The organism is Massilia pseudoviolaceinigra (genome assembly GCF_030846505.1).
Lineage (GTDB): Bacteria > Pseudomonadota > Gammaproteobacteria > Burkholderiales > Burkholderiaceae_D > Telluria_A > Telluria_A violaceinigra.
Genome location: NZ_JAVCWL010000033.1, coordinates 80,732 through 94,015 on the forward strand (window position 1 = coordinate 80,732; position 13,284 = coordinate 94,015).

Consider the following 13,284-nt stretch of genomic DNA (forward strand, 5'->3'; position numbering starts at 1 on the left):
GCAGGCGCCCGGCGGCTTAAGGGCGCGCTGGCGGCAGGTCCGGGCGCAACGGGCCGCCCTGGCCACGCGCGCCGCCACCGGCCTGCGGATTGATGGTGCCACCGCACTCGCCGTATTTGTGCAGGAAGCTCTCGTACGCCGCGTCCGGCGCCGCAAAGCGCGCCTGGCTGGCTGGCGTTTTGGGCAAGCCCGGCCAGCAGGCCGAGGCCATCACCAGCGTGGCGTCGATGTCGCCGGCCTGGATTTTCCCCAGCACACCCAATCCCCGCAGCACTTCCACGGCAATCAGTTCCTGCGTTTCGGCACAGAAATCGGTCAGGTCCATGCGCGCGCCGTACTCTTCCCATATCTCGCGCGTGATGCGGTACAGGCCGGCGGCGGTACTCTTGCCGTCGTGTCCAGGGCCGGGATGGGTGGAGAAATCGGTGAAGCGCCACGGGTCGCTGCGCCGGCCGCGGATGGCGCCATCGAGAAAATCGACGCCGCCGCCGAGGCTGTGGCACATCGCGCGCAGGAAGGCGCGGATGTTGGGCTGCTTGAGGTAGACGCGATTTTCTTCAAGCCGGCATGCTTTCTCGAGCCGGATACGCACCGCCTTCGCTTCGGCTTCATCGGCCGGCGTGGTGCTCACGCGCGCCCGGTGGTGCAGGACGGCGCCGGACGGCGAAATGAGGGTCGCGCTCATGCTGCTTCCTAGACAAAGATTTCGACGGACTCGGGCACCGCGGTCGTTGACAGCAAGTGCGTGTAGCCGTTGCGGTCCGAGGTGCCGAATTCGAGCTGCCCGCTGGCGCGTACCACCGCGTATTCCTTGTGGACCAGCGGGTCGCCGGTTTCTTCGTCGAGCAGCACGAAGCGCTCGTTGAAGCTGGGGCCGCGCGGCGCGCTGCGGGATGGGTACGACGGGTCGCTGTCATTGGTGTTGGACAGGGCGCGCCCGGTATCCTTGAGCACCTGACTGCGCATGATCTGCACCGGCAGCAGCTTGGGTGGAGGCGAGCAGCGGCAGGTGCATAAATCGTTTTCGAGCGCGACGTGTTTGCCGTCGGACATTTCGGGGATGCGCGGTCCGACGCACAGGATGCGCCCGGTCGCCTTGCATGCGGGACAGGCTACCAGGTCGCCCTCGAGTGCGATGGGCACGCCGTTGATGCAGCCGCTGCCGCTGGCCGACATGACGCGCCCGCCGGCGGTCGTGGTGGCCCCGAGGGTGATGGTATAGCGCCTCATTGCGGCAGGCTCCGCGTGGCTGGACTGCGGCTGGCTCCTGCGGGAACGACGGGATGGGAGGTCAGTTTCATGGCTCTTCCTTTGCGACGACATAAACAAGCTGGCGTTAGCGGCACCGGGGCGCCTGACATATGCCAAGGTTACGTTTCGACGCTGTTGGAGGCTTGACATCGCTCAAGCAAACCATTGCTAGCTAGCAGGCTGAACAGGGTCCGCAACGATCGTCCATCGCAGCCGTCCTGCCCTGCTGGTGCCGCGCAGCCGGCGTCGCAACGCCTCGGCCTGGAACGCGCGCGGCGTGACGGCGCGCACGGCAAAGCACGACGTCGGCGGCCACCCTCTTCACTTTGCCGGAACGCATGCCCATCGCATGGGGCGCAAATATTCCCAGGGAGCGGGCCTGTTGCCGGCTGCGCTGTTGGGCGATTGACTTATTTTTGAATGGCCGATCAGTTCTTTTTTTCGTTCGTCAGGGCCAGGTCCTGCATTGCCGTAAGGGCCTCGCCCGCGCTCACCTCTTCGATATTGGTGCGCCCGCCAAAGCTCGATGCACCCATCCAGGTCCTGAAATAAAGCACTTTCGGAGTACCGACGGTCACGCTGATTTTGCGCTCACCCGGATACATGACCGAAGGGATGGCGATCTCGCAGTCGCCGGCCGGCAAATCCGCATAGAACATACCGCCTGGAATGGATTCCCCGACCTTGGCGCCGCACGCGAAAATATCGGGACGCATGCCGGCGCCGAAGGACGAATATTCGCGGTAGAAGAATAAACGTCCGGTCTTGTCCGCCACGGCGGGAAGGGTATTTTCTACCGTTGCAAATTTCGGGCCAGTGGCGGCGCATGCCGTCAGGAACACGACCAGGCCGGCGCAGGCCAGGGGTCTTACGAAGCGATCAAACATGGTTATCTTTTCTTCTATGAGGGAAAATGAGCCGCTATTCTGGCTTATTTGTCGTCACAAGAAAACATAAAAAGCGCAATAAAAAAAAGTGCATGTCGTTGACCATCCGCAGCGCATGGCTTATTGCGGGACAACCGTGCGCGGACTGTTCAACGCGGTATCGAGGATCTCGTGGGCCTTGTTTTGCGCGAGCTTGAGGGTGACCGGGCCCGTAAAAAACCTGACATTGTCATAGCCGCCGATCCTGGTGGAAGTGTCGCCAAATTTTTCCGACAGGATTTCCCAGCCATAGGCATCGATGACCTTCCCGCAGCAATCGGGACACGCAAGGGCAAGCACTGGAAATCCACTGGCATCGGCAAAAGCGGTCGCACCGGCAAGACTGCAGGCTGTCGTACAGAGCAGCGCTGTTTTTCGTCAGGTGCCCCATGCATGCAGGAGCTGACCACCCTTTGCGGCGAGCATCCGGCTCGCTTATTTATTCGTCACGCCAGGAATCTCGCGCGTTGGGCGCGCAAACTTGCCCTTGAGGTCGTCCGTGCCCGTTTGCGGTTTGGCCAGTTTGACGAGATCGGCGCGGTCCTTGCGGGTTCTGGCGGTGTCGAGCTTCATGCGGCGGTCGCGCTCTTCGACCAGGCCGGGCTGCGCTTCGCCGTCGCGGCTGAAGGACCAGGCCAGCATGGGTTCGCCCATTGGCAGCTTGTCGTTCGGCTGGCCCATGTGGCCGGTATTCCATACGTGCCAGGTTTTGCCGTAGCTGTTCATCTTGGACTTCATCAGCGCTTTTTCGGCGATCTTGGGGATCCCGGGCGCCATCAGCTGGCCGCTGAGGATTTCGCCGTTGTGCGGATGCCAGAATTTCTTTTCCTCGGCCGGCAAGGTTTCGAACAAGGTCTCGGAAATGATGTACTCGACGCCGTGCATGTTCGCTTTTTTGGTGTTGCTGTCGAACAGGACGCACTGGGCGAAATCCTCGTTCATCTGGTGGCAATAATGATGCGCTTCCATCTGGTGTTCGGGATGGTCCTTCATGGGGTGAAAACCGACCAGATAGATATCGAAACCGGCGACCGGACTATTGCTTTGCAAGAGTTTGGCGCCGGCTTCGAGCGCGATGGTCTTGGGCGCCTTGTCGGCCCCGGGCGGCGTTTGCGCGGGCGCCACTTTTTCTTGGGCCCAGCTTGAGGACATCGTCAGCAGCAGGGCTGCCAGCGCCGTGGAAAGATGCGTGCGTGTCATAAACAGCTCCCGAAAAGTGTGACGGCGCGGAGGTTCCCACGCCGTTTGTTCACTGATACGGTAGCGCAGCCGCGCACTTTGCGCCACGCGTTACGGGAGCGACACAGATGATGCCGGAGCCACGTTTTGGAGGGCGAGGCAGCACCGGGCGCTGCCTGCGTTTTTCTTCATCGGTGCCGCCGTCCGCGCCCGCTACCGCATCGCCCCCCTTGCAGCGCTCAGCCCTTGGCAACCTTGACCAGTTCGACGCGGCGGTTTTTTGCCCGGCCATCTTCGCTGCCATTGTCCGTGACCGGCTTTTCCGCACCATGGCCGGCGGCGCTCAGGCGGGCGCTGTCGATGCCGTCGCTGACCAGGGCCTGCACCACCGCTTGCGCGCGTTCGCGCGACAAGGTCACGTTGCGGGCCTTGTCGCCCACGTTGTCGGTGTGGCCTTCAACCGACAGGCGCAGCGCGGCTTCCTTCTTCATCAGCGCGGCGATTTCGTCGACCGCCGGCTTGCCGTCCGGACGAATGGCAGCCTTGTCGGTGTCAAAGTTGATGTACAGCGCGACATGGCCCTTGCTGTCGAGTTCCGACTTCATGGCGGAGGCGGTCACGACCTTCACCGAAGAAGCGGTCTGTTTTTCCTCGACGGAAATGATATCCACAGCTTCGTCGCTCACCATCAGCACAATCCATTTGCGGCCGGTGGCGGTCGGCAAGAAATACGCCTCATAGGAATAGGTATGAAACTCATAGCGCAGCTTTTTATCGAGCTCGCTTTGATCGTCGCCATGGGCCGCAAGGAACGCACTGTCGTGCGGCTTGGCGGTATTGACCTTGATGCCCCCCATGTCCAGCACCGCCTTGGTGTAATCGCGCTGGGCCTGGAATTGCGAGATATTGGCCTTGTGCAAAGTGAAGTGGATGGCCCGGACACGCCCTTCGACCGCATGCACTTTATCGCCGAGGATCAGATGCACCTGGTCGAAATCGGACTCCTTGGTGCTGTAATACTGTTTATCCACGGCTGGCGGGTAATCGATGAACGGGAACGGTGGCACCGGCTTGGCGATAACCGCGATCTTGTCGAGGTCCACAACAGCCGCGGCGCTGGCCGCGGCCGGCGTCGGGCTCGGTACCGCTGCCGGTGCGGCGGCCGGTTCCGGCACGCTCGCCGGTGCGCTTGCCACTGGCGCCTGCACCGGATCGGCCGGTGCTTTCGGCTTGCATCCGCTGATGGCAAAGGCGAGCGAGATCGACAGGCAAAGAGCGGCGTTGAATTGTTTGGTCATGTCGTGCAATCGTAATGAAATGAATTGGCCTGGCGGTGCAGGAAAAAGTAAAAGAACTACATTAAGCAAGGTATGCAGCCGATCTACCGCCACGGTCATCGCGGCGGCGTTTTAGCGCATTGCTCCAGTAGCGCGGCCGATTGCAGCGCCCCGGACTGACGGTCAGCCTTTGACGACCTTGACCAGCTCCACGCGGCGGTTCTTTGCGCGGCCGTCTTCGCTGCCATTGTCCATCACCGGCTTTTCCGCACCATGGCCGGCGGCGCTCAGACGGGTGCTGTCGATGCCATCGCTCACCAGGGCCTGCACCACGGCTTGCGCGCGTTCGCGCGACAGGGTCACGTTGCGGGCCTTGTTGCCCACGTTATCGGTATGGCCTTCTACCGACAGCTTCAGCGCGGTTTCCTTTTTCATCAGCGCGGCGATTTCGTCGACCGCCGGTTTGCCGTCGGCGCGCAGGGTTGCCTTGTCGGTATCGAAGTTAATGTACAGCGCAATGTGGCCCTTGCTGTCGAGTTCCGACTTCATCACGGCGGCGGTCACCATGTTCACCGACGAAGCCGTCTGTTTTTCTTCGACGGACAGGATCCGCACGCCGCTGTCATTGATCATGATGAGCATCCATTTGCGGCCCGTCGGGGTCGGAACAAAGTACACGTCATAGCTGCTGGAGTTGCCGTGGAAATTCAATTTCTTATCCAGGGCATACCTGTCGCCGCCATGCGCCTCCACGAATTTATCGTCATCCGGCGTGACGGTATTGACCTTCACGCCGCCCATGTCCACGGCTGCCTTGGTGTAATCGCGCTGCGCCTGAAATTTTGAAATCTTCGCTTTCTCCAGATTGAACGAAATCAGGCGGAAGCGACCTTCGACAGGGTGCACCTTGTTACCGACGATCAGGTGTACCTGGTCGAAGTCGGATTCGTCGGTAGTCCGGTCTCCCTCACTGATGGTCTTCGGATAATCGATAAACGGGAATGGCGGCAGCGGCTTGGTGATGACCGCGATTTTATCGAGGTCGGCGCCGACGCCGGTGCTGTCGGCCGCCGGGGTTGGGGTTGGGGTCGCAGCGGCCGCTGGCGCTTGCGCTGCGGGCGCCACCACGGCCGGCGCGCTGGCGACGGGCGCCTCGGCTGGCGCGGCCGGCGGTTTCGGCTTGCATCCGGTCACGGCGAAGGCAAGCGAGATCGAAAGGCAAAGAGCGGCGTTGAATTGTTTGGTCATGGCGGGCAGTCGGAGCGAAAAAAGGATGGGCCTGACAGTGCAGGGATTTAAATAACGATTACATAAAAACAAGGCGATCATACACGGGTGTTAATCAATCGCAATCGGTAATAGCGGCGGCGTTTTACCGGTTCGCTTTGCCCTTGGCGGCCAGCGCGCACCGGGCACATCGCCGGGTGCCGCCGGTGTGATGGGACGGCGCGGGGCGCCCCTGATGGTCAGCCTTTGACGACCTTGACCAGTTCGACGCGGCGGTTCTTTGCGCGGCCCTCTTCGCTGCCGTTGTCCACCAGCGGCTTGTCCGAGCCGTGGCCGGCGGCGTTCAGGCGGGCGCCGTCGATACCGTCGCTCACCAGGGCCTGCACCACCGCTTGCGCGCGTTCGCGCGACAAGGTCGCATTGCGGGCCTTGTCGCCCACGTTATCAGTGTGCCCTTCGACGGACAGGTGCAGCGCGGTTTCCTTTTTCATCAGCGCGGCGATTTCGTCGACCGCCGGTTTGCCGTCCGGGCGGATCGCCGCCTTGTCGGTGTCGAAGTTAATGTAGAGGGCCACCCGGCCCTTGCTATCGAGTTCCGACTTCATGACGGCGGCGGTCACCATCTTGACCATCGATGCCGTCTGTTTTTCTTCGATAGACGTAACGCGCACACTGTTATCGTTGGCCATGATCAGCATCCATTTGCGGCCGGTCGGCGTCGGGAAAAAATAGGTTTCGTAGCTGTAGTTTTCATTCGGATAATCCAGCTTCCTGGCCATGGCATCGGTGAAAACGCCATTCACCTTCTCGAAGGCCTCGTCTTTCGGCTTGCTGGTATTGACCTTGACGCCACCCATGTCGGTTGCCGCCTTGGCGTAATCGCGCAGCGCCTGGAAGCGCGACACCTTGGCATCGGCCAGTTCAAACACCAGCCGCCGGAAACGCCCTTCGACGGCCTGCACCTTGTTACCGACGATCAGGTGCAACTGGTCGAAGTCGGACGCCTTGGTTTGCTGTTTCTGTTCACCGATGTTTTCGGGGTAATCGACAAACGGGAACGGCGGCATCGGCTTGCTGATGACCGCGATCTGGTCGAGGTCGACGACGTCGGCGCTGGCGGACGCCGGCGGCGGCGTGGCGGCCACCGGCGCTGGCACCACGGCAGGCGACGGCGCAGGGGCGGGAACGCTTGCCACAGGCGCCGCAACGGGCGCCGGCACGGATTCGACCGGTGGTTTCGGCTTGCATCCGGTGATGGCTAGGGCAAGCAAAATCGGCAGGCAAAGGGCGGCGTTGCGTTGTATGGTCATGGCGGGCAATGGATAAAAAGGGATCGGCCTGACGGTGCAGGGAAAAGTATAACAATTGCATAAAGACAAGCCGATGATACACGGGAGCTGATCCATCGCAACCGGTAATAGCGGCCGTGTTCTACCGGTTCGATCCGGTCGCGGCGGCCAGCGCGCGCAGGCCCTGCGCCGCTCGCCGCGCCCGGGCGCGCCTGCCCGTCGATGGTATGATGGCGCCCCGAATGCGCGGCCGCCGGCCCGCTCCCACACTCATATAAGAAACATGGACCCGTACAAAGTTCTCGAAGAAGCCCGGCCGATGCTCGATGCAGTGCTGACCCAAACCGGATTGCATGCGCCGGGCGAACCGCTCGATCTGGACGCCTTGCGTGGGCCGTTCAGCCAGTGGCTGCAGGCGCAAACGGTGGCGCGCGAGGATCTGGGGTTCTTCGTGGGTCTGGTGGGCGCTTTCATTTCGCAGTATCTGCTCGATACGGCAAATGCGTCGGTGCAGGTCGATGGCGAGCGGATCAGCGTGCGCGTCCCCTTCCCTGGCGGAATGCAGCGCCAGTTCGATCCGTATGCAGCCGCCTCCGGCCTGATTCTGAAAAAAGCCAGCGTGGCCGATTTCCTGGCCAGCGTCTGCGCGTAAGCGCGCATCGCGCTCCGGCTCAGCGCCTGGGCGCATTCAGAACCGCATCGGGATTGCGCATGTAGAGGTCGAGAAAGTCCGACAGGCTGGCGGCGACGCGGACCGGCGGACCGCCGTCATAACCCTCGTACCACACCTCGGATACCGTTTCGTCAACATACTTGAGTCGAAAATGGTAACAGTCTATGCAATAGTCCGAAAACAGAATCCCGGCGTCAGAAGGCGCATCATTCGCCTCAATGATCTCATCCAGAGACCACAGGCGCCAATATTCGCTATCCATCTCCCACATTCCACCCAGGATGCCGTACAGCGCAATCACGTCGGCGCAAGCGATTGAACCGGCAGCAGCGAATGCCTGCTGCACTTGCAATGCGCTCACCGGCGCGAGCATGTCAACGCCGCTGTCTTTCCAGTGCGCGCCAAGCGCTTCGGTATTGATCGCGTTACGCATTCGCTTCGCGCCTTGGACAGCCTCGTTCGACTCCATGTTGCTCACCTTCCCCGCTGCTATTAACCATGGTGTGTTTGAATCGCTTCGACATATTTGGGAACATTGATCGCGTAAAAACCCGAGCTGTTGATGTTATTGAATTCGATCACCTTCAGTCCTTCCTGCGTCAGGCAGACATCCATGACGAATGACTGCGCCGGGGTCCAGGTATCGATCACGCCGCGTGCATAGTCGAGGACATCGTCTTCCACGTCGGGCGAGATCTCCACGCGGCCGCCGATCCGGTACACCGAGCCGGCCACCACCTTGCGGTTCACGATAAACAGGCGGTATTCACGATAAATCGCCTTGACCGGCGAAACGATGACGTCGATCTTTTGCAGTTGCGCTTTGGCCGGATCGCGCCGCCAGTCGGCGATCATCTCGCTGTCCATCACCATGCCGTCGAACGCCTTGTTATCTTCGCACGGGCGGATAAAGAACTTTGCCAGGTGGCCGGTGCGTACGTCCGCCAGCGTGCCGGTCTCGATGTCGTGATTGAGCAGCTCGGAGCCGAGTTGCGCGAGCCAGATATCGAACTTGAAATTTTCGTTCAACAGACTGCCGGGAACCCAGCCCTTGTCGCGGGCGATCCTGGCGAGCTTGATGGCGCCGCAGACGTAGACCTTCCCTTCCGGATTCACATCGGGAAGCATGTCGAACGTCCCGTTGGCAATTGCGACCGACGTGTGGGAAATGCCGAGCGTATCGAGCGCATTAACCAGCAACTGGTAATTTCCCGGCTTGAAAATACTTTGTTGAATAACCCAATGCATGACGGTTCCAAATAAACGTTGATGCCCACGGCCGCCCAGTGTCGCAGCCGCGCCAACGTAAGGCAACGAAAATAGCGTTCAGCGTAAAATCAGGCCCTGCGCAAACTCTGTCGCGCTCGCATTCGATAATGACTCACCGTCTCGTCTCTGTCACTCATGAAAGGAATACACGCATGACCGCGCTAACGCCTGATGGCTTTATCAAAGAAGAAGGCTTGGTCGAGGGATTGGCCGAACCCAACCAGACGCTCTGGATTTCAGAAGCCGGGGGACTGACGCAGTTTGGCGCCTTCGTGGAGGTGCTGCAACCGGGCACGCGCTCGTCGATCAAGCACTGGCACAGCGCGGAAGATGAATTGGTCTATGTCCTGGAAGGCCACGTGACCTTGGTCGAAGGCGATGCCGAAACAATCCTCAAGCCCGGCGACGCGGCGACTTTCCGCGCAGGCGACGCGGTCGGCCATTTTCTGTGGAATCGCAGCGCATCGCCAACGCGCTGCCTGGTGGTCGGCACCCGCGCTCCAGTCGACAGGATCACCTATCCCGACCATGATCGGGTGTGCCACCGCGACCGCTCACTGCCTGACGACATCTGGATGAACACTGCCGGAGAACCCGCATCGAGTCCATATTGAAGCTCAATCCTGCCCGACTACGATGCTCCTGCGCGGCCCTGTAAAGCGCAGCGCGGCCCGGATGTCGGGCGCAGCCGCGTAACATCCGGTAACTCATCCATACGCCACAGCCTGGCAGCATACGCTATGCTAACAAATTGTTAACAGCAGTCATTGCTTATGACTGGCTGGTGTCGACCGATGCGCAGCTTGCGCGGTCGAGGTTTTGGAAGAGGTTTGCATGGCTGTCGTTGTAGAAAAAGTATCCGGGGCCAAGACAAGCGCCCCGGGGCAGTTTGGACTCATCAATCTGTTGAAAGCCATCGCGGCACAATTAATTGTCTTGCACCACCTGGCCTTCTACGGCCCCATGGCGGACTACGCGCGGCCCCTGATGCCCGACGTAATCGACTGGCTCGATTCATTCGCGCGCATCGCGGTGCAGGTCTTCCTCGTGATCGGCGGATTTCTCGTCGCCAAGTCCTTGTTCCCGAAAGGCCAGCCAGGCTTGATCAATCCGCTGGGAACCGTGTGGCGACGGTATGCCAAGCTGGTTCCGCCGTTTATGGTGGCGATCCTGTTCGCCGTTGCCGCTTCCGCGCTGGCCAACCGATGGATGACGCACGATTCCATCTCCGCCCCGCCCGATTTTCTGCAACTGGCGGCGCATGCGCTGCTGCTGCAGGGCGTGCTGGGCTACGACTCCCTGTCGGCAGGAGCGTGGTACGTCGCGATCGATTTCCAGTTGTATGCAGTGGTGGCCTTGCTGGTCTGGCTGTGCGGACGCTTTTCCGGCAGCCGATTGCGGCGCTGGCTGATGCCTGCGGTGTTTGTCATCGGGATCAGCATGTCGCTCCTGTACTTCAATCGCGATCCCGACTGGGATGAGTGGGCGCCCTATTTCTTCGGAAGCTATGGACTCGGCATCATGGCCTGGCTGGCGAGCGATCCGGCACGCCGGCCACGCGCGGCTGCGCTGCTGGTGGCAATGATCGTGTTGCCAACGCTGCTCGCGCTGGCACTGGACTTCCGTCTGCGCATTGCGGTGGCGCTGGTGGTGGCGTGCGTCCTGTTCTTGTTCGGCCGTGCGCGCACTGGATCATATTCATACTGGGGCATGTCGGCGGTGAATCGTCTCGCGCAGATCTCTTATTCGGTATTCCTGATCCATTTCCCGGTATGCCTGGTGATGAATGCCGCGTTTACCCGCTTCGTACCGCCTGAGCCGACCTATCAAGCGCTGGGCATGCTGGTTGCCTGGGGTGCCAGCCTGATGGCGGGCGCCGCATTTTACCGGTGCGTGGAGCTTCCCTTGGGACGCGCCATGCAATCCGTCACTGAGGTAGCTTCGTCGCGCACGGCATTCATTTAATTAAGCGGATCAATCCCGGTCACGCACTGCCCGTTCTATCGTGGCGATATCGATCTTTTTCATCGTCATCATCGCATCGAACGCGCGCTTGGCCGCGGCGCGGTCCGTGCCAAATACTGCGTCGGTCAGGACGCGCGGGGCGATTTGCCAGGACAATCCCCAGCGGTCCTTGCACCAGCCGCATTCGCTTTCCTGGCCACCATTGCTGACGATGGCGTTCCACAAGCGGTCGGTTTCGGCTTGGTCGTCGGTCGCGATCAGGAAGGAAAAGGCTTCGCTGTGCTTGAAATGCGGGCCGCCATTGAGCCCGAGGCAGGCAATGCCGACGACGGTGAACTCGACCGTGAGTACATCGCCCTCTTTGCCATCGGGATAATTGCCCGGTGCGCGGTGAATCGCATGGACTGCGCTGTCGGGAAAGGTTTCTGCGTAAAAGTTTGCGGCGTCGACGGCGTCGCCGTCGTACCAAAGACAGATCGTGTTCTTGCTGTTCATTGCTTGCCTCCTGAAGAGTTGAACCCGGGCATACGTTACCGCGAAAAACCAGAGCCGCATGAGGGGACCTTGGTCCGTCGTAGGAGACTAATGTCGTTGTCGGGATTCGTCAATGCCGCACATTCCGGCAGCGCGCGCAGTTCTGGGCCGCGTAGCTGCACGGCGTTCGTGATGGCGCGGGACTCGCTGTTTTTAAGGCCATTCCATCGATCAGCCCCGAAGGTAGCCGCAGCAAACATCGCGGAACTCAGCAGGTTATTAGCACTTGAACTGACATGAACCATCGGATGGAACCAACTGCGGACGCCCCGGCGCAGCCCCTCAACAACATATTGGCGCCCCCCTGAGTCCACAAAATCCTTTGCTCTGGGAAAAATGGACCCGCAGTTTTGCAATAAGGTTTCTCTTGTAGCCGCCATTCACAGTGTCTGCGATACCCATTGCTCTTGCTTTATTCGCTTCGGTCAGGAGGGGCGTGATGAACATCATTTCCTTATATTTTTGTTGATCGTAAAGTTCGCTCTCGGAATCGTCAAGACAAGCGATTTTTTCCAACGCCATGCTAACGACATCGCTCTTTTCCAATGTTTTTAGAACAGCGCCAAAATGGTAAAGGTTGTGTATCAAATCCGCGTCCGGTTCCAGCGTGTTGAAGTCGACCATAAATTGCTCGAACAATTCTTCAACTTCACCGTCGCGCAAGTACGCGGCAAGCTTCAGCAGGCAGCGGTTCCTGAAATAATCCGTGGGGAACATCCTGACCCTCGCCGCCATCCTGTCTGCATCTGCGGGCTGTAGATATTGCGCATTGCGGATGACGAGGTAGGCGATAAATTCTTCCGGCACGTCCGGCATACCAAGATGGAGAGAAATCACCTCGGTTCTGGGTTCCTTGTCCAAGTGCGGAAACATCCGCTTGAGCTGATACGCGGCCTCCGGCAATCCAGAGAGAAATTGTTGGCATATATAGGAAAAAATCTCCGCCTTGTGAAGCTTATCCATTCTGGGATAAATTCCCCCAAGAGCTCTTGTCTTGTATAGGTCGGGCATCTCCAGAATGGATTGATACGACAAGCGGGCTATGTCGTCGGTGAACAAATGTGAAAATTTACCGATGTAATTTGCTTTGTCATAGCCATCAAGATCGTGGATCGCGGCCCAGATGGCCGCAATGTCATGATTTTCGGCGTAGAAGGGATTTTGCTCATCGCGTCGATATTCGAGAAATATTTTGACTAAGAAGCTTTTATTTCTCAGATACGAATTTAATGAGTTAAAGAGGTTTTCCGACCGTTTTTTTGTTCTTTTTCGGAAGAACTTGGCAAGCAATGACTTGGCATAGTAGGCCGTCATCATGTCTGTCGGATGGGCATCGATAAATTCAGCGATTTTCAGCACGAGTCCGTCCGGGATATCGTGCTTCCAGGAATGGCCCAGAGACTGGGAAAATTCTTCATTGAGAATGACGTAGGTACTGTAGGGATCCATCTTGTTCATCGTTTTCATCGCCGATCAATGGCAGGTATGGGCCGATTCAAAATCTGCAGATCGGCCGAATCTGCTCGCAGACTATTTATCGACGGCGGGGCCGATACTGTCGATTTTAGCGGCAGTCCCGCATGCGTGCCGATCTTCCGTTCCAATACAGCCGTCTCATCCGCTACAACAAGAACGAGTTCTGCCGTCACGATCAGCAGCCCAACGCTGGCCCACACAGCGAAAACGCGGCACGG

15 protein-coding genes are annotated in these 13,284 nt (G+C 59.6%); 3 read left to right on the top strand and 12 right to left on the bottom strand.

All coding sequences use genetic code 11. The features are described from left to right. Positions 1–16: 16 nt before the first annotated feature. The 8 genes from RBA40_RS26510 to RBA40_RS26545 all read right to left on the bottom strand — a co-directional run bounded on the left by RBA40_RS26510 (position 17) and on the right by RBA40_RS26545 (position 7,170). Positions 17–685 carry a lysozyme family protein gene (locus RBA40_RS26510; protein ID WP_306651258.1) on the bottom strand — a complete coding sequence of 223 codons (669 nt, stop codon included), beginning with the start codon at positions 683–685 and terminating at the stop codon, positions 17–19. A gap of 8 nt (positions 686–693) precedes the next feature. Continuing rightward, positions 694–1,230, bottom strand: a complete 537-nt coding sequence (locus tag RBA40_RS26515) for a PAAR domain-containing protein (protein WP_306651259.1) — start codon at positions 1,228–1,230, stop codon at positions 694–696. A 449-nt stretch (positions 1,231–1,679) separates the two neighbouring features. Continuing rightward, the gene (locus tag RBA40_RS26520; protein WP_306651260.1) at positions 1,680–2,138 is read right to left on the bottom strand and encodes a hypothetical protein; all 459 of its coding nucleotides are present in this window, start codon (positions 2,136–2,138) and stop codon (positions 1,680–1,682) included. A gap of 120 nt (positions 2,139–2,258) precedes the next feature. Further along, the gene (locus RBA40_RS26525; protein ID WP_306651261.1) at positions 2,259–2,477 is read right to left on the bottom strand and encodes a hypothetical protein; all 219 of its coding nucleotides are present in this window, start codon (positions 2,475–2,477) and stop codon (positions 2,259–2,261) included. Positions 2,478–2,612: 135 nt separating this feature from the next. Beyond that, positions 2,613–3,377 carry an OBAP family protein gene (locus RBA40_RS26530; protein WP_306651262.1) on the bottom strand — a complete coding sequence of 255 codons (765 nt, stop codon included), beginning with the start codon at positions 3,375–3,377 and terminating at the stop codon, positions 2,613–2,615. A 218-nt stretch (positions 3,378–3,595) separates the two neighbouring features. Further along, on the bottom strand, positions 3,596–4,654 hold the full coding sequence (locus RBA40_RS26535) for an OmpA family protein (RefSeq protein ID WP_306651263.1): 1,059 nt from the start codon (positions 4,652–4,654) through the stop codon (positions 3,596–3,598). A 162-nt stretch (positions 4,655–4,816) separates the two neighbouring features. Further along, positions 4,817–5,881, bottom strand: coding sequence for an OmpA family protein (locus RBA40_RS26540; RefSeq protein WP_306651264.1), 1,065 nt, complete (start codon positions 5,879–5,881; stop codon positions 4,817–4,819). A 218-nt stretch (positions 5,882–6,099) separates the two neighbouring features. After that, positions 6,100–7,170, bottom strand: a complete 1,071-nt coding sequence (locus RBA40_RS26545) for an OmpA family protein (protein WP_306651265.1) — start codon at positions 7,168–7,170, stop codon at positions 6,100–6,102. Between the two features lie 262 nt (positions 7,171–7,432). On the opposite strand from RBA40_RS26545, the gene RBA40_RS26550 reads away from it, so the two are divergent. Beyond that, positions 7,433–7,801 (top strand): hypothetical protein, encoded by a 369-nt coding sequence (locus tag RBA40_RS26550; RefSeq protein WP_306627916.1) that lies wholly within the window; start codon positions 7,433–7,435, stop codon positions 7,799–7,801. A 19-nt stretch (positions 7,802–7,820) separates the two neighbouring features. Here the strand turns inward: RBA40_RS26550 and RBA40_RS26555 are convergent, their stop codons facing one another. After that, entirely contained in the window at positions 7,821–8,291 is a 471-nt protein-coding gene (locus RBA40_RS26555) for a hypothetical protein (protein ID WP_306651267.1), read from the bottom strand. A gap of 23 nt (positions 8,292–8,314) precedes the next feature. Next, on the bottom strand, positions 8,315–9,136 hold the full coding sequence (locus tag RBA40_RS26560) for an ATP-grasp domain-containing protein (protein WP_306651268.1): 822 nt from the start codon (positions 9,134–9,136) through the stop codon (positions 8,315–8,317). 107 nt (positions 9,137–9,243) lie between these two features. Between RBA40_RS26560 and RBA40_RS26565 the strand changes: the two genes are divergently transcribed. Beyond that, positions 9,244–9,705, top strand: coding sequence for a cupin domain-containing protein (locus RBA40_RS26565; protein WP_306651269.1), 462 nt, complete (start codon positions 9,244–9,246; stop codon positions 9,703–9,705). Positions 9,706–9,925: 220 nt separating this feature from the next. Beyond that, positions 9,926–11,056 carry an acyltransferase family protein gene (locus RBA40_RS26570; RefSeq protein ID WP_306651270.1) on the top strand — a complete coding sequence of 377 codons (1,131 nt, stop codon included), beginning with the start codon at positions 9,926–9,928 and terminating at the stop codon, positions 11,054–11,056. Positions 11,057–11,065: 9 nt separating this feature from the next. Here the strand turns inward: RBA40_RS26570 and RBA40_RS26575 are convergent, their stop codons facing one another. Beyond that, complete coding sequence (locus tag RBA40_RS26575; RefSeq protein ID WP_306651272.1) at positions 11,066–11,551, bottom strand: VOC family protein; 486 nt, start codon at positions 11,549–11,551, stop codon at positions 11,066–11,068. Positions 11,552–11,872: 321 nt separating this feature from the next. Then, positions 11,873–13,048 (bottom strand): hypothetical protein, encoded by a 1,176-nt coding sequence (locus RBA40_RS26580; RefSeq protein WP_306651274.1) that lies wholly within the window; start codon positions 13,046–13,048, stop codon positions 11,873–11,875. Positions 13,049–13,284: the final 236 nt, after the last annotated feature.

What these genes read in the sequence shown, in the direction of transcription:
- RBA40_RS26540 (WP_306651264.1), bottom strand. Translation starts at nt 5,881, where the DNA reads ATGACCAAACAATTCAACGCCGCTCTTTGCCTTTCGATCTCGCTTGCC.
- RBA40_RS26515 (WP_306651259.1), bottom strand. Translation starts at nt 1,230, where the DNA reads ATGAGGCGCTATACCATCACCCTCGGGGCCACCACGACCGCCGGCGGG.
- RBA40_RS26510 (WP_306651258.1), bottom strand. Translation starts at nt 685, where the DNA reads ATGAGCGCGACCCTCATTTCGCCGTCCGGCGCCGTCCTGCACCACCGG.
- RBA40_RS26535 (WP_306651263.1), bottom strand. Translation starts at nt 4,654, where the DNA reads ATGACCAAACAATTCAACGCCGCTCTTTGCCTGTCGATCTCGCTCGCC.
- RBA40_RS26550 (WP_306627916.1), top strand. Translation starts at nt 7,433, where the DNA reads ATGGACCCGTACAAAGTTCTCGAAGAAGCCCGGCCGATGCTCGATGCA.
- RBA40_RS26570 (WP_306651270.1), top strand. Translation starts at nt 9,926, where the DNA reads ATGGCTGTCGTTGTAGAAAAAGTATCCGGGGCCAAGACAAGCGCCCCG.
- RBA40_RS26555 (WP_306651267.1), bottom strand. Translation starts at nt 8,291, where the DNA reads ATGGAGTCGAACGAGGCTGTCCAAGGCGCGAAGCGAATGCGTAACGCG.
- RBA40_RS26520 (WP_306651260.1), bottom strand. Translation starts at nt 2,138, where the DNA reads ATGTTTGATCGCTTCGTAAGACCCCTGGCCTGCGCCGGCCTGGTCGTG.
- RBA40_RS26565 (WP_306651269.1), top strand. Translation starts at nt 9,244, where the DNA reads ATGACCGCGCTAACGCCTGATGGCTTTATCAAAGAAGAAGGCTTGGTC.
- RBA40_RS26545 (WP_306651265.1), bottom strand. Translation starts at nt 7,170, where the DNA reads ATGACCATACAACGCAACGCCGCCCTTTGCCTGCCGATTTTGCTTGCC.
- RBA40_RS26580 (WP_306651274.1), bottom strand. Translation starts at nt 13,048, where the DNA reads ATGAACAAGATGGATCCCTACAGTACCTACGTCATTCTCAATGAAGAA.
- RBA40_RS26530 (WP_306651262.1), bottom strand. Translation starts at nt 3,377, where the DNA reads ATGACACGCACGCATCTTTCCACGGCGCTGGCAGCCCTGCTGCTGACG.
- RBA40_RS26575 (WP_306651272.1), bottom strand. Translation starts at nt 11,551, where the DNA reads ATGAACAGCAAGAACACGATCTGTCTTTGGTACGACGGCGACGCCGTC.